Annotated in this window: 18 protein-coding genes; 10 read left to right on the top strand and 8 right to left on the bottom strand. The window is 64.0% G+C overall.

Annotated elements, in window-relative coordinates; translation table 11 throughout:
• Nucleotides 1–14 precede the first annotated feature (14 nt).
• Both FDY95_RS04955 and glmS read left to right on the top strand, forming a co-directional pair.
• The gene (locus FDY95_RS04955) at nucleotides 15–1,454 is read left to right on the top strand and encodes a DUF4270 family protein (RefSeq protein ID WP_171025537.1); all 1,440 of its coding nucleotides are present in this window, start codon (nucleotides 15–17) and stop codon (nucleotides 1,452–1,454) included.
• Nucleotides 1,455–1,535: 81 nt separating this feature from the next.
• Nucleotides 1,536–3,371 carry a glutamine--fructose-6-phosphate transaminase (isomerizing) gene (glmS, locus tag FDY95_RS04950; RefSeq protein ID WP_138075622.1) on the top strand — a complete coding sequence of 612 codons (1,836 nt, stop codon included), beginning with the start codon at nucleotides 1,536–1,538 and terminating at the stop codon, nucleotides 3,369–3,371.
• 86 nt (nucleotides 3,372–3,457) lie between these two features.
• Here the strand turns inward: glmS and FDY95_RS04945 are convergent, their stop codons facing one another.
• A complete protein-coding gene (locus tag FDY95_RS04945; protein ID WP_138075621.1) occupies nucleotides 3,458–4,144 on the bottom strand; it encodes a 3-hydroxyacyl-CoA dehydrogenase in 687 nt (228 codons plus the stop codon).
• A gap of 59 nt (nucleotides 4,145–4,203) precedes the next feature.
• Here FDY95_RS04945 and FDY95_RS04940 point away from each other — a divergent pair, with 59 nt between their 5' ends.
• The 4 genes from FDY95_RS04940 to FDY95_RS04925 all read left to right on the top strand — a co-directional run bounded on the left by FDY95_RS04940 (nucleotide 4,204) and on the right by FDY95_RS04925 (nucleotide 7,796).
• The gene (locus FDY95_RS04940) at nucleotides 4,204–4,590 is read left to right on the top strand and encodes a RidA family protein (protein ID WP_138075620.1); all 387 of its coding nucleotides are present in this window, start codon (nucleotides 4,204–4,206) and stop codon (nucleotides 4,588–4,590) included.
• Between the two features lie 144 nt (nucleotides 4,591–4,734).
• Nucleotides 4,735–6,291: a glutamate--tRNA ligase gene (gene gltX / locus FDY95_RS04935; protein ID WP_138075619.1), complete on the top strand. Its 1,557-nt coding sequence runs from the start codon at nucleotides 4,735–4,737 to the stop codon at nucleotides 6,289–6,291.
• A gap of 235 nt (nucleotides 6,292–6,526) precedes the next feature.
• Nucleotides 6,527–6,898, top strand: coding sequence for a hypothetical protein (locus FDY95_RS26560; RefSeq protein ID WP_212744858.1), 372 nt, complete (start codon nucleotides 6,527–6,529; stop codon nucleotides 6,896–6,898).
• 118 nt (nucleotides 6,899–7,016) lie between these two features.
• Entirely contained in the window at nucleotides 7,017–7,796 is a 780-nt protein-coding gene (locus FDY95_RS04925) for a TIGR00266 family protein (RefSeq protein ID WP_138075618.1), read from the top strand.
• Between the two features lie 64 nt (nucleotides 7,797–7,860).
• Here FDY95_RS04925 and FDY95_RS04920 read toward each other — a convergent pair whose 3' ends face one another.
• The 5 genes from FDY95_RS04920 to FDY95_RS04900 form a co-directional block, all read right to left on the bottom strand.
• The gene (locus FDY95_RS04920) at nucleotides 7,861–8,085 is read right to left on the bottom strand and encodes a hypothetical protein (protein ID WP_138075617.1); all 225 of its coding nucleotides are present in this window, start codon (nucleotides 8,083–8,085) and stop codon (nucleotides 7,861–7,863) included.
• A gap of 228 nt (nucleotides 8,086–8,313) precedes the next feature.
• Nucleotides 8,314–8,766 carry a toxin-antitoxin system YwqK family antitoxin gene (locus FDY95_RS04915; protein WP_138075616.1) on the bottom strand — a complete coding sequence of 151 codons (453 nt, stop codon included), beginning with the start codon at nucleotides 8,764–8,766 and terminating at the stop codon, nucleotides 8,314–8,316.
• A 48-nt stretch (nucleotides 8,767–8,814) separates the two neighbouring features.
• Nucleotides 8,815–10,314, bottom strand: coding sequence for a GH3 auxin-responsive promoter family protein (locus FDY95_RS04910; protein ID WP_138076232.1), 1,500 nt, complete (start codon nucleotides 10,312–10,314; stop codon nucleotides 8,815–8,817).
• 265 nt (nucleotides 10,315–10,579) lie between these two features.
• Nucleotides 10,580–11,311: an LPS export ABC transporter ATP-binding protein gene (lptB, locus tag FDY95_RS04905; RefSeq protein WP_138075615.1), complete on the bottom strand. Its 732-nt coding sequence runs from the start codon at nucleotides 11,309–11,311 to the stop codon at nucleotides 10,580–10,582.
• A gap of 341 nt (nucleotides 11,312–11,652) precedes the next feature.
• Nucleotides 11,653–13,518: a M61 family metallopeptidase gene (locus tag FDY95_RS04900; RefSeq protein ID WP_171025536.1), complete on the bottom strand. Its 1,866-nt coding sequence runs from the start codon at nucleotides 13,516–13,518 to the stop codon at nucleotides 11,653–11,655.
• Nucleotides 13,519–13,798: 280 nt separating this feature from the next.
• Between FDY95_RS04900 and FDY95_RS04895 the strand changes: the two genes are divergently transcribed.
• The gene (locus FDY95_RS04895) at nucleotides 13,799–14,203 is read left to right on the top strand and encodes a DoxX family protein (protein WP_138075613.1); all 405 of its coding nucleotides are present in this window, start codon (nucleotides 13,799–13,801) and stop codon (nucleotides 14,201–14,203) included.
• Between the two features lie 93 nt (nucleotides 14,204–14,296).
• Here the strand turns inward: FDY95_RS04895 and recJ are convergent, their stop codons facing one another.
• Both recJ and FDY95_RS04885 read right to left on the bottom strand, forming a co-directional pair.
• Nucleotides 14,297–16,039, bottom strand: coding sequence for a single-stranded-DNA-specific exonuclease RecJ (recJ, locus tag FDY95_RS04890; protein WP_138075612.1), 1,743 nt, complete (start codon nucleotides 16,037–16,039; stop codon nucleotides 14,297–14,299).
• A gap of 423 nt (nucleotides 16,040–16,462) precedes the next feature.
• Nucleotides 16,463–17,017, bottom strand: coding sequence for an RNA 2'-phosphotransferase (locus FDY95_RS04885; protein ID WP_138075611.1), 555 nt, complete (start codon nucleotides 17,015–17,017; stop codon nucleotides 16,463–16,465).
• Nucleotides 17,018–17,119: 102 nt separating this feature from the next.
• Between FDY95_RS04885 and FDY95_RS04880 the strand changes: the two genes are divergently transcribed.
• The 3 genes from FDY95_RS04880 to FDY95_RS04870 all read left to right on the top strand — a co-directional run bounded on the left by FDY95_RS04880 (nucleotide 17,120) and on the right by FDY95_RS04870 (nucleotide 18,909).
• The gene (locus tag FDY95_RS04880) at nucleotides 17,120–17,590 is read left to right on the top strand and encodes a DUF6970 domain-containing protein (RefSeq protein WP_138075610.1); all 471 of its coding nucleotides are present in this window, start codon (nucleotides 17,120–17,122) and stop codon (nucleotides 17,588–17,590) included.
• A gap of 116 nt (nucleotides 17,591–17,706) precedes the next feature.
• Entirely contained in the window at nucleotides 17,707–18,186 is a 480-nt protein-coding gene (locus FDY95_RS04875) for a DinB family protein (RefSeq protein ID WP_138075609.1), read from the top strand.
• A 93-nt stretch (nucleotides 18,187–18,279) separates the two neighbouring features.
• Nucleotides 18,280–18,909, top strand: a complete 630-nt coding sequence (locus FDY95_RS04870) for a thioredoxin family protein (protein WP_138075608.1) — start codon at nucleotides 18,280–18,282, stop codon at nucleotides 18,907–18,909.
• Nucleotides 18,910–18,961 lie beyond the last annotated feature (52 nt).

Below are 18,961 nucleotides of genomic sequence, written 5' to 3'. Positions count from 1 at the left end.
CCGTCCGGACGTCAATGGCCCTGCTGTTGACGTCCGCATTGTTTTCGCTCGCTTCGTGCGAGGATACCAACGAGCTGGGCGTCGACCTGCCGGGCACCACGCCCATCGAAACCGCGTTCGAGGAATTTCCGGTGACGGCCTCGACCATCCGGCAGGATTCGCTGTCCTCCACGCAGAAGGACCACTTCCTGGTGGGCCAGCTGCCCGATGGCAACACCGGCGCACTGCTGCAGGCCCGGGCTTTCCTGGAAGTAGCGGCGTCTGCCGACTCGCTGCCCTCGCAGTATGCTTCGCAGAATCCCAAGCTGGATTCGGTGGTCGTACTGGCCAGCTTCGACCGCGTGTACGGCAGCGCCACCGCGCCGCTGCGCCTGAGCGTGCACGACCTGCAACGGCCGCTGGACGACTTCACGACCTACAATTCCACCAGCGAGGTGCCACTGGGCGCGCCGATTATCACCGATAAGGCGGTGAAGCTGAACAGCACGATCCGGAATCAAGCCGGTACGCTGGATAGCGTGACGCTGCGCCCACTGCGGATTCCGCTGTCGACCGACACGCTGAACCAGACGGTGTTTGCGCGGCAGCTGTTCGCTAAAATGCTCACCACCACCACGGTGCGGCTTTCGGACGCGGATTTGCACACGGTATGGAATGGCATGGCCATTTCGGCCACCACGCAAGGCACTGCCCTGGGCTTCAACCGCTCGCAGGCATCGGCAGTGTACGTGTACTACCACTTGCCTTACGGCACCAATCAGAGCGTGCGCAACCGCAAGCGCAAGGTGTACCGCATCCTGTATGGTGACCCGAACCAGGTGGCCTCGTCGCCGCGCTACTTCACCAACATCCGGTATACGCTGAACACGCCCGGCTCGCCCTTCAATGTACTGCAGAGCAACGGCTTGGCCTCGGTTCCGGCGGCGGCGTCCGACCAGACTGTTTATACCCAGGACGGCACCGGCCTGACTACCAAGCTCGTCATTCCGGGCTTGGACGTGCTGCGGCAGCGGCAGGCGCAGAGCAACCTGATTATCAACCGGGCGGAGCTGATTATTCCGGTGAAGCCATATAGCACGGCGCAGTTTGTGGCTCCTGCGCAGCTGTTTCTGTTCGAGGCCAACAACGCCAACAACCGCGTACTGATCTTCCAGAACGGGGTAAACCCACTGGAGCGCTTGGTGCAGCAAGAAGGTTTTCTGGCGCCCACGGCTGGCCGGCCGTTGGCTATACCCATCACCGAAGCCAACGCGACCACCCAGTATTACAGCGCGTTGCTGACGAGCTACGTACAGGCCTACGCCAAGAATCAGCTGCCTGAACCGTTGCCCTCAGCGTTGTTGCTCTCGCCTACGCGGCGGCGCACTGGTGGCGAGTTGTCGCTGGATCGGGCCGCCCTTGACGCGTCGAATATTAAGCTGCGCGTATACTACTCCAAGACAACGGCGCGCTAGTCTTACTTTTGCAGTCTGGCCCGGGTTTTGCCCCGGGCCGGCCTTTCCATTTCCCAGACTTTTTACTTTCCCTGACCCCGTATGTGCGGAATAGTAGCTTACATCGGACACCGTGAGGCCTGTCCCATCATTCTGAAAGGCCTGCACCGTTTGGAGTACCGCGGGTACGATTCGGCGGGCATTGCCCTGCTCAACGGTGAGCTGAACGTTTTCAAAAAGAAAGGCAAAGTGGCCGAGCTGGAAGCGTTTATTGCCGACAAAAACGTGCACGCGCACGTGGGCATGGGCCACACCCGCTGGGCCACCCACGGCGAGCCGAACGACGTCAACGCTCACCCGCACTACTCCACGTCGGAGCGCATTGCCATCATTCACAACGGCATCATCGAAAACTACGCGGCGCTGAAAAAGCACCTGCAGCTGCAGGGCCACGAGTTTCATTCCGACACCGACACGGAGGTATTCGTCAACCTGATCGAGGAAATCCAGAAGCAGAACGCCTGCTCGCTGGAAGAAGCCGTGCGCCTGGCTCTGCACGAAGTAGTGGGCGCCTACGCCATCGTGGTTATCAGCAAAGACTCGCCGAACCAGCTGATTGCGGCCCGCAAAGGCTCGCCCCTGGTTATCGGCGTGGGGCAGGACGAGTTTTTCCTGGCTTCCGACGCGACGCCCATCATCGAGTACACCAACGAAGTGGTGTACGTGAATGACTACGAAATTGCCGTCATCCGCGACGGGAAGCTCGAGCTGCGCAGCAAGGAAGACGTGCAGCAGACGCCCTACATTCAGAAGCTGGAGCTGGAGCTCGACAGCATCGAGAAGGGCGGCTATGAGCACTTCATGCTGAAGGAAATCTTCGAGCAGCCGAAGTCGATTCTGGATTCGATGCGCGGCCGCTTGGAGCTGGAAGCTTCGCACCTGAACATGGGCGGCGTACGGGCCTTCGAGCAGAAGTTCCTGAACGCGCAGCGCATCATCATCGTGGCCTGCGGCACGAGCTGGCACGCCGGCCTGGTGGCCGAGTACCTGCTGGAAGACCTGGCGCGCATCCCGGTGGAAGTGGAGTACGCCTCGGAGTTCCGCTACCGCAACCCAGTGCTGTCGGAGCGCGACATCGTTATTGCTATTTCGCAGTCGGGGGAAACGGCCGACACCCTGGCCGCCATTGAGCTGGCCAAGAGCAAGGGCGCTACCATCTTCGGCATCTGCAACGTGGTGGGCTCGAGCATTGCCCGCGCTACCGACGCTGGTGCATACACCCACGCCGGCCCGGAAATCGGGGTGGCCTCGACCAAGGCCTTCACGGCCCAGGTGACGGTGCTGACGCTGCTGGCCATGATTGTGGGCCACCGCCGCGGCACGCTGTCCGACCAGAAGCTGCGCGAGCTGATGATGGAGCTGCATACCATTCCGCAGAAAGTGGAAAAGGCGCTGGAGCTGGACACCGAGATTAAGCAGATTGCCGAAATCTTCAAGGACGCCACCAACTTCCTGTACCTGGGTCGCGGCTACAACTTCCCGGTGGCCTTGGAAGGCGCGCTGAAGCTCAAGGAAATCAGCTACATCCATGCCGAGGGTTACCCTGCGGCCGAAATGAAGCACGGCCCCATCGCCCTGATCGACGAGAACATGCCAGTGGTGGTCATTGCCACGCGCGACAGCTCGTACGAGAAAATCGTGTCGAACATCCAGGAAGTGAAGGCCCGCAAAGGCCGCATCATCGCCGTGGTGAGCGAAGGCGACACGACCATCCCGTCGATGGCCGAGTTCGTGGTGGAAGTGCCCTACACCTCGGAGGCGCTGACGCCGCTGGTGTCGGTGATTCCGCTGCAGCTGCTCTCGTACCACATTGCGGTGCTGCGCGGCTGCAACGTGGACCAGCCCCGCAACCTGGCCAAATCGGTAACGGTGGAATAAGCTTCGGCTGGCCACTGAACATAGAAAAAGCCGCTTCGGTAACCCGAAGCGGCTTTTTTGTGCTTGCTACGGTTGGAACCGCGGCGCTACACGTCGAACGATTCGCCGCGCAGGGCCATGCGCTTGAGCAGCGGGCACACTTGGTAGCGCGGGTCGTGGGTGTCGTCCCAGAGCGCGCTGAGCACCTCGTGAATGCGGCCGACGCCGACGGCGTTGGCCTGGGCCAGCAGGTTGCCGAAGACGGACTCCAGCGCCATCCCGGCGACCGAGGAGCCGACTAATCCTTCCTGCAGGGCAAAGCAGACCTCGTTGACGCTCAGGGCCAGCAGGCGCGGTGTAAACAGGCCTACGCGGTCGGCTACCAGGCAGTGGGCCGTGTCGAGGCGGGCGCATATATCGGTCAGCTGGTCGGCGTCGGCGTCGTGGTAGAGGCTGACTTCAAGCAGGGGGTGGTTGAGCAGCGTGGGCAGGCCGCAGAAACCGAACACAGGGTAAGCGGGGGCGGCGCTGCCGAAGCGGCCGGCCAGCGACTCGGTGGCGGCTTCCAGGAAGACTACGATGCCCTCCTTCTCCTCGTAAAGCGGGCCGTAGTTGCCGAAATCGAAGACCACGTCGGCGGTGGGCAGCGCGTCGTCGAGCAGGGGCATGGCCTCCTCGATTTCGTCGACGAGGCGGCCGGCGGTAGCAGGCACGAAGGAATACTGGTGCGCGGAACCGAACTTCCAGCGGAATTCGGCTTCGAGGTGGGCGCCGTCGAGGATGAGCAGGTGCATGGTTTTGGCTAAGTTCGGCCCGCAAATTAGGGCTTCGCGGCCCGCTCCCCTTTTTCCCCATGGCAAACGTCATCATCAACTCGCCCGAGGCCCCCGCGCCCATCGGGCCCTACAGCCAGGCCGTGCAGGCCGGCAACACCATCTACGTCTCGGGCCAGATTGCGCTGGACGCCTCGGGCGGGCAGCTCATCGGCGAGGGCGACGTGCAGGCCCAGACGCATCAGGTGATGCGCAACGTGCAGGCCGTGCTGGCCGCGGGCGGCTACGCGCTGCCAGACGTGGTGAAGTGCAGCATCTTCGTGAAAGACCTCGGGCACTTCGGCACCATCAACGAAATCTACGGCTCCTACTTCGGCCAGGGCCCTTACCCCGCCCGCGAAACGGTGGAAGTCAGCCGCCTGCCCAAGGACGTGCTGGTGGAAATTTCGTGCATTGCGGTGAAGTAGGTGAGGTGGTGAAATGGTGAGTGATGTTCTGCAGGCTGGAATATCAAAACTCACCATTTCACCACCTCGCCTACTCACCTTTCCGTACCTTTGCGCCGCGTTTGGGCCCGGGCAGTTAGCCGGGGTCCGAAATTGTCGTTTCGTATGGAAAGAGAAGTTCGGGTGCGTTTTGCGCCCAGTCCGACCGGGCCGCTGCACATCGGCGGCGTGCGCACTGCGCTCTACAACTACCTGCTGGCCCGCAAGCTGGGCGGCAAGATGCTGCTGCGCATCGAAGACACCGACCAGAACCGCTTCGTGCCCGGCGCCGAGCAGTACATCATGGACTCGTTGCGCTGGTGCGGCATCGAGATTGACGAGGGCATCGAGCAGGGCGGCCCGCACGCGCCCTACCGCCAGAGTGAGCGGAAGCCCATGTACCGCCAGTACGCCGACCAGCTCATCCGGGACGGCTACGCCTACTACGCCTTCGATACGCCCGAGGAGCTGGACGCCATGCGCGCCCGCCTGACGGCCGCCAAGGTCCCCAACCCGCAGTACAACAGCATCACCCGCGCCCAGATGCGCAACTCGCTGACGCTGCCTGAGGAAGAAGTAAAGCAGCTGCTCGACGCCGGCGCGCCCTACGTCATCCGCCTGAAGGTGCCGCGCAAGGAAGAAGTGCGCTTCAACGACCTGATCCGCGGCTGGGTGGTGGTGCATTCGTCCAGCATCGACGACAAGGTGCTGATGAAGTCGGACGGTATGCCGACCTATCACCTGGCCAACATCGTGGACGACCACCTGATGGAAATTACCCACGTGATTCGCGGCGAGGAGTGGCTGCCCTCGGCCCCGCTGCACGTGCTGCTGTACCGCTACCTGGGCTGGGAAGATACCATGCCGCAGTTTGCCCACCTGCCCCTGCTCCTGAAGCCCGACGGCACCGGCAAGCTCTCGAAGCGCGACGGGGACAAGCTGGGCTTCCCGGTATTCCCGCTGGAATTTCACGGCAAGGACGCCGAAACCGGCGAGCCGACCGTGAGCAGCGGCTACCGCGAGTCGGGCTACCTGCCCGAGGCCTTCATCAACTTCCTCGCCTTCCTGGGCTGGAACCCCGGCACCACGCAGGAAATCTTCTCGATGCCGGAGCTGATTGAGGCCTTCTCGATTGAGCGCGTGAGCAAGTCGCCGGCCCGCTTCGACCAGAACAAGGTGCGCTGGTACAACGAGCAGTACCTGCGCGCCAAGCCCGACGCCGAGCTGGCCCAGTACCTGCTGACGGAGCTGAACGAGCAGGGCATTGGTGTGGATATGCCCACTGAGCGGCTGGAGCAGATTGCCGGCCTGGTGAAGGAGCGCGCCACTTTCCCGGCCGATCTGGCCCGCGAAGCCCGGCTGTTCTTCCACCGCCCCATCAGCTACGACGAGCAGATCGTGAGCAAGAAGTGGAACGCTCAGGTAGCTGCCGCCCTCACGGCCTTCGCCGCGGTGCTGCCCACGGCCACCGACGCCACTCCCGACGGCATCAAAGCCCTGCTCACCCAAGTAGTCGAAGGCCAGGGCATGAAGCTCGGGCAGGTGCTGCAGGTGCTGCGCATGGCCGTCACCGGCTCCGGCGCCGGCCCCGACCTGATGCATATCATGAGCATCCTGGGCCCGCAGGAAACGGCCGAGCGGCTGCAGGCGGCCGTGGCCGCGCTGGCGGCCCACGCCGGCTAAAGCATGCTGGCTACGCTTCTGATTCCAACCGCCCGGCAGTTCTCTGTCGGGCGGTTTTGTTTGAGTCCAAACCGATGAGCGACTGGACCTGAGCGGCACCGCCCAAAACGTTTGGGCAACCCGGTGCATCCGTAGCCCGAGTACGTGCGTAGTTGGGTAGCTGTGCGGCGCGTCAGCGGGCTTTTCGGGCCCGGCGGGCCCGCTCCCGGCCCCACCCTTTAGCCACGGACGCATCATGGCCAAGAAACCCGTCAAGAAGAAGCAGCAGGACCCCGAGAAAAAGCCCCGGGTTCACAAAGAGCTGGAAGGCTTTGAAATCAAGGTGAATCCGCTGGGCGAAATCACCTCTACCTACAGCATCGAGCAGATCAACGAGTTCTTGAACCGCCACGTGCGCGACAAGAAGCTGGTGAACCGCGACGGGCAGTTCGGCGAGAAAACCGAGGAAGAAGTTCCCGTCGAAGATGACGAAGACTTCCCGGTGGAAGACGGCCGCGCCGAGGAGCCCGAGGAGTCCGACGAGGACTTCATGCGGCGCAGCTCCCGCGAGGCCAAGAAGCCCAAGAAAGCCGACGAGGAGCCACTGGCCCCCGACACCGACGAATAAGGCACCGGCTGCCAGCTGAGCGCCGCCGGCCGGGTTTTCCACTGCGGAAAGCCCGGCCGGCGGCGTTTTTCCTGCCGACTTCGCTATACTTGCCGCCGTCATTCATCTCCCACTTCGCATGAACTCCCACGACGTCGACTACCGCATTTTAGGCCACGATATCCAGGTCCTGGAAATTGAGCTGGACCCCGGCGAATCCGTTATTGCCGAGGCCGGCACCATGGTCTACATGGAAGAGGCCATTGCCTGGGACACCCGCATGGGCGACGGTTCGGAGCCCGACCAGGGGTTTTTCGGCAAGCTGATGCAGGCCGGCACCCGCCTGATTACCGGCGAGTCGCTGTTCATGACGCACTTCAGCCACGCCGGCAGCTACGGCAAGGCCCACGTAGGCTTCTCGGCGCCCTATCCCGGCACCATCATGCCGCTGGACCTGCGCACCCTGCCCCAGGGCGTAATCGTGCAGAAGGACGGTTTTCTGGCCGCCGCGCGCGGCACCAAGCTCTCCATTCACTTCAACCAGCGCATCGGCTCGGGCTTCTTCGGGGGCGAAGGGTTCATCCTGCAGAAGCTCACCGGCGACGGGAAGGCGTTTATCCACGCCGGCGGCACCGTCATCGAGAAGCGCCTCAACAACGAGGTGCTGCGCGTGGACACGGGCTGCGTGGTGGCCTTCGAGCCCGGCATCGACTTCAGCATTGCCCGCGCCGGCAACCTCAAGTCGATGATTTTCGGCGGCGAGGGGCTGATGCTGGCCACCCTGCGCGGCACCGGCCGCGTGTGGCTGCAGTCCATGCCGGTGAAGAAGCTGATTCAGGCGCTGATGCCCAATGGGGCTAATGCCCAGAAGGAAAGCGGCACCGTGCTGGGTGGCCTTGGCCGCATCTTCGACGAGTAAGCCGCTAAAAAGCGACGGCGGCTCCGGTCAGGGAGCCGCCGATACGCGGGGTGGAACCTGGGACTTACAGCGCGTCGGCCGCTATAGCGGCTCCCTCCTCGGGCTGGGAGGAATCAATCTGCGTGGCGATGATGCCAAGACTGATCAGCAGCGCCAGCACCAAGAGCCCAAGCAGGCCTAGTACCGAACGAGTGCTGAGCAAATCTTTAACGCCCTGACGACGGCGGTGCCGCTTCCGACGCGAAACGTACGGCTTGGAAGCAGCTTCAGAGACAGTAAGAGTAGGCAAAGCGAGCGGGCGGGTTGAATGATGGGATGCACTAATATATAAATTTTACCATGATTTATCCAATGGCGTGTAACAATTTTTACTCGCCGCCGTGGATTTTTTGACTACAAAATTAGTTTAATATGTATTTATCATCAGATAAATACAATTATGCATTAAATCTTCCTAATCTAATCAGCGTTTCCTGCGCCCCTGATTTTGGTTGTTATTCCCGTTCGGTAAGCCGGCTCAACTGCCTTTCGTGCCACGGGCGGCGCGCCAGCCTTTGTCATACAGCTCCCAGCCGCTTTCGTGCCCGGTGCTGTCGTAGAGCTGCCAGATGCCATACCAATAGAAGCGCACCGTGTCGGGCTCGACCACTACCCGCGCTTGGCCACGGCGGCTGAGCTGCCCGTTCGGGTGGTAGTAGCGAATGTCGATGCGGCGGCGGCGGTACTGCTCGGCGTGTTCGAGGGTGCCGTCGGGGCGGTAGTACTGCCAGTGGCCGCGGGGCTTGTCGCGGCGGTAGTGGCCGCGGGTGGCCAGGCGCGTATCGGCATCGTCGTAGTAGGTGCGCCAGGGGCCCTGGCGGGAGCCGTCGGCCCGGGCCTGGTTGCGCGACCAGAACCCCACGGGCAGGTGTACGGCGGTGCAGGCCGTGGTCAGCAACAGCAGGCTCAGGACCGGGAGTGGCGGGCGCATAAAGGGCAGAAATTAACGTTTCGGCCCTTAAACTAAATATTTAGTTGATTATTCCGCCGCTTCGCGCAGCAGCTCGTCCAGCAGCTCGCGGGAATTACTCAGGCGCGGCACCTTGTGCTGCCCGCCCAGCTTGCCGCGCCGGGCCAGCCAGTGCTCGAAGGTGCCCGCCGGCGCCACCGTCAGTACCGGCGGCTGCAGGGCCAGGTCGCGGTAGCGCTTGGCGTCGTAGTCGGAGTTGAGCTGGCGCAGCGTTGCGTCGAGCACCTGCACGAACTGGGCTTCGTCGCGGGGCGGCTGGGCAAATTCGATCAGCCACTGGTGGCCGCCGCGCGAATGGGCACCGGTGCCGAAGTACACCGGGGCGGCGGTATAGTCGCGCACCTGAGCGCCGGTGGCGGCGCAGGCGGCGGCCACGGCGGCTTCGGCGTTTTCGACCACCACTTCCTCGCCGAAGGCATTCAGAAAGTGCTTGGTGCGGCCCGCAATGCGGATGCGGTAGGGCGCCAGCGAAGTGAAGCGCACCGTGTCACCGATCTGGTAGCGCCAGAGGCCGGCGTTGGTGCTGATGACCAGGGCGTAGATGGGCCCAATTTCCACTTCTTCCAGGGTGAGCGTGCGCGGGTGCTCCCGCCCGATTTCCTCGACCGGTATGAATTCGTAGTACACGCCGTGGTCGAGGAGCAGCAGCAGGTCCTGGGAGTCGGGCTGGTCCTGAAAGGCGAGGTAGCCCTCGGAAGCGTTGTAGATTTCCAGGTAGCGCATCCGCTCGTCGGGGATGAGCTGGCGAAACAGCTCGCGGTAGGGCCCAAAAGCCACCGCGCCGTGCATAAACAGGCGCAGGTTGGGCCACACCTCCGTGACGGGCGCCCCGCCCGCCAGCTCCGACACGCGCCGCAGCAGCACGATCATCCAGGTGGGCACGCCGGCCAGGCAGGCCACGTTTTCGGTGAGCACGTGCCGGGCCATGCGCTCCAGCTTTTCTTCCCACTCGCCCAGCAGGGCCAGCTCCAGCGGCGGCGTGCGCCGCGACTCGGCCCACACCGGCAGGTTGTGCATGATGATGGCCGACACGTCGCCGATGTGGGAGGCGGGGTCGTCGGGGCGGAAGGTGTTGGGGCTGAGCGAGCCGCCGAGGGCCAGCGTCTTGCCGCGCAGCACGCCGGCTTCGGGGTAGAGCGTCTGGGCCACGGCCACCATGTCGCGGCCGGCGCGGTAATGGCAGTCTTCCAGCGAAGCGGCCGTGACGGGAATGTACTTGCTGCGGGCGTTGGTGGTGCCGCTGCTCTTGGCAAACCACTGCACGCGGCCGGGCCAGAGCACGTCGTCCTCCCCGCGCAGGGTGCGCTCAATCCATGGGTAGAGCTGCTCGTAGCTGCTCACGGGCACGCGCTGGGCCAGCTCCCGCGCCGAGAGGCCGTCGGCGTAGCCGTAGAGCCGGCCCCAGTCGGTGTGGCGGGCGGTGCGCAGCAGCTCCTGCAGCAGCTCGGCCTGCACGGCGTGGGGCTCCGTACGGATGCGCTCCAGCCGGGCGAGGCGGGGCTTGACCATCCAGGTGAGCAGGGTATCAATGACCACGGATTCGACGGATTTTTCGGATTAGACGGATTTTGGGGACGGTTCCCGTCAGCTAAGGCAGCAGCATCCATACGGAGCTGAGCAGCTACCGGCTGCTGTATGGCCTCTTGGGGCAAATTACCACTTTCCTACGCCGTGACTTCGGGCTGGCATTTGGGCTGGAAAAGGCGAAGCCACTGGCCCCGGATTAATCGTCCACGAAATCCGTGACATCCGAAAAATCCGCCTGAATCCGTGGTCAGACCTTTCGCTTCAGCTCGAAGTGCTTGCCCAGGTACACGCGGCGCACCATCTCGTCGGCGGCCAGCTCCTCGGCGGTGCCGGCCTTGAGCAGCTTGCCCTCGAAGAGCAGGTAGGCGCGGTCGACGATGCTGAGCGTCTCGTTCACGTTGTGGTCGGTGATGAGGATGCCGATGTTCTTGTGCTTGAGCTTGGCCACGATGCCCTGGATTTCCTCCACGGCAATGGGGTCGACGCCGGCGAAGGGCTCATCGAGGAGCACGAACTTGGGGTCGACGGCCAGGGCGCGGGCAATTTCGGTGCGGCGCCGCTCCCCGCCCGAAAGTACGCGGCCGAGGTTTTTGCGCACGTGGGTGAGGCTAAACTCATTGAGCAGCTCCTCCACCTTGTCGCGCTGGGCCTGCTTGGGCAGGTTGGTCATTTCCAGCACCGAGAGGATGTTTTCCTCCACCGTCAGGTCGCGAAACACCGAGGCTTCCTGGGCCAGATAGCCGATGCCGCGGCGGGCGCGCTGGTAGATGGGCAGGGAGGTAATGTCCTCGTCGTCCAGGAAAATGCGGCCCTCGTTGGGCTTCACCATGCCCACCGTCATGTAGAACGAGGTGGTTTTGCCCGCGCCGTTGGGCCCGAGCAGGCCCACGATTTCGCCCTGCTCCACGTGCAGGCTCATGTCGTTGACGACGGTGCGTTGCTTGTATTTCTTGACGAGGTGTTCGGCGCGCAGGATCATGTGCAGGCAAAGTTAACATTCTCGGCCGCGGCAGCTGATGCGGTCGAGTTGGCACGAATAATAGCCCTGTAACGGCGTCAAACGCCATTTTTGCACTGCATGTCCAACACATTTATGCTCTTTCACCGAGTTTGCCTGGTTGCCGTTGCGGCGGCGTCCCTGAGCTTGCCACCGCGTTTCGCTCAGGCCCAAGCCGTTACCGATATCAATCAGGCTACCGCCGTCCGCGACTCGGTGCTGCGGCAGGCCAACCCGTACCGCCAGCTTATCGAGCAGCGCGCCACCGGCTTCGACGTGAAGGCGTTTCGCTTGGCTTTTCGAGGAAAGGGCCGCCTCTTTCGTTACCCCCGCTTGCCCAGCAGCGCCTGGCGCAGGGCCAACTGCTCAGGCGTCGGCGTGGCGCTGGGCGCCAGATAGAACGGAATTTCCACGTCGTACTCGCGCGGCTGGCCCTGGGCTTCGGTGGTGGCCGTGCCGCGGCGCACGGTCAGGCGCACAGCCGCGTCGGTGGCAGGCTCGTCGACCAGGGGGCGCAGCAGCTGCTCGGCGTTCTGCATCGTGACGGGCCGCCCGTCGACGGCCACAATGACGTCGCCGGGCTGCAGGCCGAAGGCGTTGGTCTGGGGTTTCACGTTCACGGCCCGGAACTCCTGCTTTTTCTCGTCGTAGGCGAAGCCGATCTGCCCGAAGGCCTTCACCTTGGCCGGGGCGCGGTCGGCGTAGTTCCAGCCGATTTTGCTCAAGTACTCCTGCAGGGGCAGTGCCTCGGTGCCGATGACGTAGCGGTCGAAAAACTCCTGCACCTGCGGGTGGGTGAGGGCCACGACCTCCGGAATCAGCTGGGCGTCCTCGAAGGAGCGGGTGGGGCCGTACTTCTGGCGCAACGTCAGCAGCACGTCGCGCAGGCTCTTCTGGCCCTTGGTCAGCTCCTGAATGCGGATATCGAGCAGCAGGCCGATGAGGGCGCCCTTCTTGTACACGTTCTCGTACATCGCGTCGTAGGGCTTTTCGAGGATGCGCCGGCTCATTTCGGTGAACGATACGCCGGTGGGGTACTTGCTGGCGTCCTGCACCTTTTCGCGCATGGTCTTGCGGAACTGCTCCTCCGTAGTCAGCCCGGCCTGCACCTGCACGAGGTGGGCGAAATACTCCGTTACGCCCTCGTACAGCCACAGGTGCTGCGACATTTTCGGGTCGCGGAAGTCAAACTCGCCGATTTCGCGGGAGTGAATGTTGAGCGGGGCCAGCATGTGCAGAAACTCGTGCGAGGCCACTTCCAGCACCATCTCGTTCATGGCCTGCTGGTCGTCGCGCTCGGGCAGGAAGTACACCGAGGAGTAAGAGTGCTCCATGGCCCCGAAGCCGCCGGTCTGGCGGTTGACCACCGTGGACGTCTGGTAATCGGGGAAATACATCAGAAACTGGTAGCGCGGCACCGGCATCTGCCCGAAAAACTGGCCCAGCGCCTCGGCCATGGGCCGCATGGTTTCGGCCACCTGCCGGGCCCGCACCTTGCCCGTTTCCGACACCACCGCCACCCCGATGCGCGCCCCACCGGCCACGAAGCTGACGGTATCGGGCTTGCTGTAGAGGATGGGGCCGTCGGCCAGGGTCACGTAGGAATCGGCCGTGAAAGTGTCCTCGGTGCCGGTGCGGCGGGCGGGCAGGCCGGTGGCGGCGTACAGCTCGGGTGCGTGCTGCACCTTCACCTCGTAGGGCAGCATCTTGTAGCCTTCGAGGTAGCCGTAGAGGCCGTAGTGGTTCAGCACATAATTGGGGTGCTGGGGCGAGGCGTCGAAGTTGGTGCCGCCGGGCTGGAAGATGTAGCCCTCATCCTGCTTGGCGTCCCAGGTGTCGTCGACGGTGTATTCCAGGCGGGTGAGCTTCTTGGCCTTGTCGATGACGAACAGGTTCTGACCCTCACGCTTGAATTTCAGCTTCTTGCCCTTGTCGTCGTAGGCCGTAAAGTTCTGCACGAAGCGGCCGTAGTCCTTCTTCGAGTACGAGCCGGGAATGACGCTGGGCATCACGTAGGTCACCTGGTCCTGCTGCACCGGCGGGGTATTGACGACGATGCGCAGCTGATCGGACGAGGCCACCGCTTTGGTGTCGACGCTGATGCGGTAGGTGCCGGCCGGGGCCGTTTGAGCCTGCGCGGCCAGGGATACGAGCGCGCCGAAGCCGGCGCCGAATAGGGACAGTTTCATGGGCAGAAGCATAAGCCGCGGGCTAATGTAGCGGCCAGCCGCCAACTGACGCGAAAACCCGGTACGGGCTGCGGTGGCTTCGCACAGGCCGAAAAGAGGACGATAGTATGTCATGACCGTGACATACTATCGTCCTCGGCGTGACATTAGTATGTCACGGCAACATCGTCTGGATATCATGGATGGAAGGAGGATGCTGGCTGCCAGCCCAAGCCGCGTCGCCAACGCACACCACTACCAGTCCGTAGCAGGGCAGTAGCAACCAAGCCCAACCCCGCTCATGGCTACCCTCAATGATTCCGTCGTCGCCACCTGGGCCCCGCGCCTGCTCAGCGTGCTGCGCATCGTGGCCGCCTTCCTGTTTGTGCTGCACGGCGCGCAGAAACTGTTCAACGTGCCGGCCGGGGAGCACGGCCCGGTGGAGCTGGCGTCGCTGATGGGCGTGGCCGGCATCCTGGAGTTTGGCGGCGGGCTGCTTCTGCTGCTGGGCTTCCTCACGCGGCCGGTGGCCTTTCTGCTGGCCGGTGAAATGGCCGTGGCATATTTCAAAGCCCACTTTCCGCAGGCGCCGCTACCCATTCAGAACGGCGGCGAGTCGGCCGTACTCTTCTGCTTTATCTTCTTATACCTCAGCGCCGCCGGTGCCGGCCCGTGGAGCGTGGACGCGCTGCGCAGGCGGATGTAGCGCGAACTTTCAGTTCGCGTATTCCAACACGACGCACGCTCACACGTCAGGCTACGCGAACTGAAAGTCGACTGTGTCGACCTGCGGTTCGCGCTACGATGCGGACGGAACCACGTCGCCCCAGCCGATGTCCTTCAGCCGCAGCTGCAGGGACTTCTGCCCGCGCCACTCGTTCACGTCCAGGTTGTAGCACACGCTGAACGGCTGGCCCTGGCTGATGCGCACGAAATGCTCGGCCAGCCCGAAGCCGATGGCCTCGATGGGGCTGGAATCCTCCTGCATCAAGGTCAGCTTCAGGTGGGAGTTGCCCACGACCTTGGCCGAACCGGGCACCGCGTACACCTGCTCCGATACGAACACCGGGCTGCTGTTGCCGGGGCCGAAGGGCTCCATCTGGTGCAGCAGGTTGTAGAAGCTCCACGTCACGTCGCGCAGGCGCAGCGGCAGGTCGATGTCGACCGGCGGAATCATCTGCTCGTCGGTGAGGCGGGACGACACCACGGCCTCGAAGCGGCGGCGGAACTCGGGCACGTTTTCCAGCGGCAGCGTGAGGCCCGCCGCGTACATGTGCCCGCCGTACTGCTCCAGCAAATCGGAGCACTCCACGATGGCCTGGTGCACGTCGAAGCCCACCACCGAGCGGGCCGAGCCGGTGGCCTTGCCGTTGGATTCGGTGAGGATGACGGTGGGGCGGTAGTACTTGTCGAGGCAGCGCGAGGCCACGATGCCGATGACGCCCTTGTGCCAGTCCTGCTTGAAGAGCACCGTGGAGCGGGAGTTGCGCAGCAGCTCGTCCGTCTCGATCATGTGCAGGGCCTCCTCGGTGATGCGCGTGTCGAAGCCGCGGCGCTCGGTGTTGGTCTGGTCGACCACCGAGGCAGTGGCCAGGGCCTGCTCGGCGGTTTCGCTCAGCAGCATGGCCACCGAGCGTTTGGCGTCGCCGAGGCGGCCGGCGGCATTGATGCGGGGCGCGAAGCCGAACACCAGGCTGCTCACGTTCAGCGGCCCCTCGCGCAGGCCGGCCAGCTGCCGCAGCGCGTACAGCCCCGGCCGCGTTTCGATGGCCGGGTCGTTGAGTCGTTTCAGCCCGTGGTACATCAGCAGGCGGTTTTCGCCGGTGATGGGCACGATGTCGGCGGCGATGCTGACGGCCAGCAGGTCCAGCAGCTCCAGCAGCGGCTGCTCGTCGAAGCCCTGGCTCTGGCACAGGGCCTGCATCAGCTTGAAGCCCACGCCGCAGCCCGACAGCTCCTTGTAGGGGTACGGGCAGTCGGGGCGCTTGGGGTCGAGCACGGCCACGGCGGGCGGCAGCTCGTCGCCGGGCAGGTGGTGGTCACACACGATGAAGTCCACGCCCAACTCGCGGGCGTAGCTGATTTTGTCGACCGACTTCACCCCGCAGTCCAGGGCCACGATGAGCTTGTAGCCATTCTTGGCCGCCCAGTCGATGCCGATGGTCGAAATGCCGTAGCCCTCGATGTAGCGGTCCGGGATGTAGTAATCGATGCGGGCGGGGCCGAACAGGGTGCGCAGGTAGGAGTACACCAGGGCCACCGAGGTGGTGCCGTCCACGTCGTAGTCGCCGTACACCAGCACTTTTTCCTCGTGGAAGAGCGCGTCGGTGAGGCGCTGCACGGCCCGGTCCATGTCGCGCATGAGCATGGGGTCGGGCAGCTCCGCCAGGTCGGGGCGGAAGTAGGACTTGGCCTCGTCGTAGGTGCCGATACCGCGCTGGCAGAGCAGGCTGATAATGGACTCGTTGACGCGCAGGGCCTCGGAAAGGTGGCGGACCTGTTCCGGGTCGGGCGCGGGCTTACGAATCCAACGTTTCAGCATGGGTGGGGACGGCGTTATCTTCAAAAGTAAGAAGAAAACCTTGGGATTCCACCGTCCAGGGCCCGCTGGCGGGGCGGGCTGCGTACCTTTGGGGCCGCACCGCCCCTCTCCTATCATGCAGCGTCTCCGCGACTTTTACCGCCGCTACCGGCAGTACATCCTCACCGACGGGCTGATGTACCTGGTGTTCATCGTGGCCCTGGCGCTGATGTTTGTGTTTTTCGGGTAGGCCGGCTGACTGGCGCCGGTTTAGCAACTGGAAGTTGCGTAACCGGTGCCCGACATCAAGCAGGTTTCCAACCTGCGTATTGCTCTATTAGTCGGGCAGGCGCGGCTGGGCATCGGGCGCAGGCTGAAAGCCTGCCTTATTCTTAGACACCGGTTACGCTCCTTCGTCGCTAAACCGGCGCCAGCCAATACTAACTACTCCTGCAGAAACCCGGGCGGCACGCTCTCGGTGAGCCACACGCCATTATCGGACACGAAGAACGGGTGGCCCTGGCGGTGCAGGTCGCCGGCGCGCACCGTGAGGACCACCGGGCTGCCGTGGCGCTGTCCCACCCGGCGGGCCGTGTCGGCGTCGGGCGAGAGGTGCACGTGGTGCCGCTCGCCGCGGCGCAGGCCCTCGGCCCGGATGGCCTCCAGGTGGCGGGTGGCGGTGCCGTGGTAGAGCAGCTCGGGCGGCGTCTGGGGGGTGTAGCCCAGTTCCACCGGCACCGAGTGGCCCTGGTTGGCGCGGATGCGCTGGCCGTCGGGGCTAAGGGCGAAGCGCTGCTTGTCGCTCTGCGCTACCACGGCTTCGAGCTGGGCGCGGTCGGTGGGGTAGCCGTGCTGGCTGAGGCGCCGCAGCAGGTCGTCCACGTCGGCCCAGCCGGCCGCGTCGAGGGTAAGGCCGATGAGCTGGGGCTGGTGGCGCAGAATCAGGGAGAGGAACTTGCTGAGGTGGCGCAGCGGATCGGGGGCGGCGGAAGTAGCCATGCGGGGCGGAATTACGTAGGCAAAACTGCCGTAAGGTAAGCGCGGGTCGATTTCTTCTACCCGCCGCTTGTACATTTGCCGCCCTTTCCTCGCCTGAAGCCTATGCGCTCCGTTGCCGCTTTAGCCTGTGCCGCCCTGCTCTGGACCGGTGCCTGCGCCCGCCACGTCGACCTGACCACGCCCACCGATACCTCGGAGCCGCGGGCCACGGCCAACCCCTCGACGCCCGCTCCCACCACCACGCCCACCAACGTGCCGGTGCCCGAAACCAACGTCAAGGACATTCCCTTCGACCAGCGCAACCGACCCAAGTGGCTGGACGACAAGATTCAGGCGCACATGAACGCTAAGGCCGAAAACCCGCGCATCCGCATCCTGAGCTACCAGTACCAGGGCCAGACGGTGTACTACGAAACCTCGCCCTGCTGCGACCAGTTCACCACCCTCTACGACGCCAAGGGCAACGTGCTCTGCGCCCCCGACGGCGGCATCACCGGCCGCGGCGACGGTAAATGCCCCGACTTCGAAAAAAACCGAACCGCCGAACAACTGGTTTGGCAAGACGCGCGCTGACGGTGAAATGGTGAGATGGTGAAATAGCGAGTGCCGTTTTGATTGCGCGAAATGCGCAGCTGCGCCCTCTCGAACATCAAACTCACCAGCTCACCACTTCACTATTTCACCATCTCATGATTAACACCATCGAAAAGCTCGGTGCCTACAACGTGTGGGCCAACGCCAAGCTGCTCACCCACCTCGACGGCATTGTGGCCACCGGCGCCGAGCTGCCGGCCCGGGCGCTGCGCCTGTTTTCGCACCTGCTCAACGCCCAGGCCATCTGGCTGGCCCGCCTCACCGGCACCCAGAGCCCGGTGAAAGTGTGGCAGGAGCACGACCTGGCCGGCCTGCACAAGCTGCACCAGCAGACCTCGCCCTCGCTGCACCAGTACATGCAGGACGCTGACGACGCGGAAATGACGCGCATGATCAGCTACGCCAACTCGCAGGGCAACAGCTACGACAGCCAGGTGTCGGACATTCTGACCCACGTGTGCGTGCACGCCAACTACCACCGCGCCCAAGTGGCCACCACCCTGCGCGAAAGCGGCCTGGAGCCCATCAACACCGACTTTATCACCTATTGCCGCGAGCTGGCCGGGCAGGCCTGAGCGCCGCGCTTTCCTGCAGCTCACCGCCCGCCGAAAACCCTTCCGCCCCCGGAAGGGTTTTTTGCTGACTTTCACCGGCCCGTCGTTTTGCCTATGTCCTCTACGCCCGCTTCTGCCGCCACCGCCGTGCTCACGCCCGAACGCCTGGCCGCGGCCTACTCCTACGCCGCCTACCGCCAGCTCCTCGACGAGCTGCTGGCCCAGGGCCTGACCACCGGCCCCAACCAGTCGGAAGCGCTGCTACACTACGCCAAGCTGAACGAGCAGCGCATGTCGCGCCTCGACAAGACGGTGCAGCTGCTGCCCGAGGTGACGGCCGAGCTGGCCCGCCTGCAGGGCCAGTACGTGTGGCTGGTGATTACCGAAGGCTGGTGCGGCGACGCGGCCCAGCTGGTGCCCGTCATCGACGCCATTGCCCGGGCCAGCGGCGGCCACCTGAGCACCCGCTACCTGCTGCGCGATGAAAACCTGGATTTGATGGACCGCTACCTGACCAACGGCGGCCGCGCCATTCCCAAACTCGTGGTGCTGCGCGCCGACACGCTGGCGGAGGTGGCCCAATGGGGCCCGCGTCCGGCCCCGGCCCAGGAGCTGTTTTTGGGGCTGCGCGCCCAGCAGGCCGCCTACGAGGACATCAAAACCCAGGTGCACACCTGGTACGCCAAGGACAAAACCCTGCACACCCAGCAGGAGCTGGTAGCCCTGCTCCGGCAGCTCGCGTAAGCCGCCGACTCTTTCTCTGAATCTTTCCGGCGGGCCGCTCTGGCTGCCGCCG

This window comes from Hymenobacter jeollabukensis (assembly GCF_005771675.1).
Taxonomy (GTDB): Bacteria; Bacteroidota; Bacteroidia; order Cytophagales; family Hymenobacteraceae; genus Solirubrum; species Solirubrum jeollabukense.
Note: the sequence above shows the minus strand (reverse complement) of the source record. Positions and strands in the feature narration are given on the sequence as shown.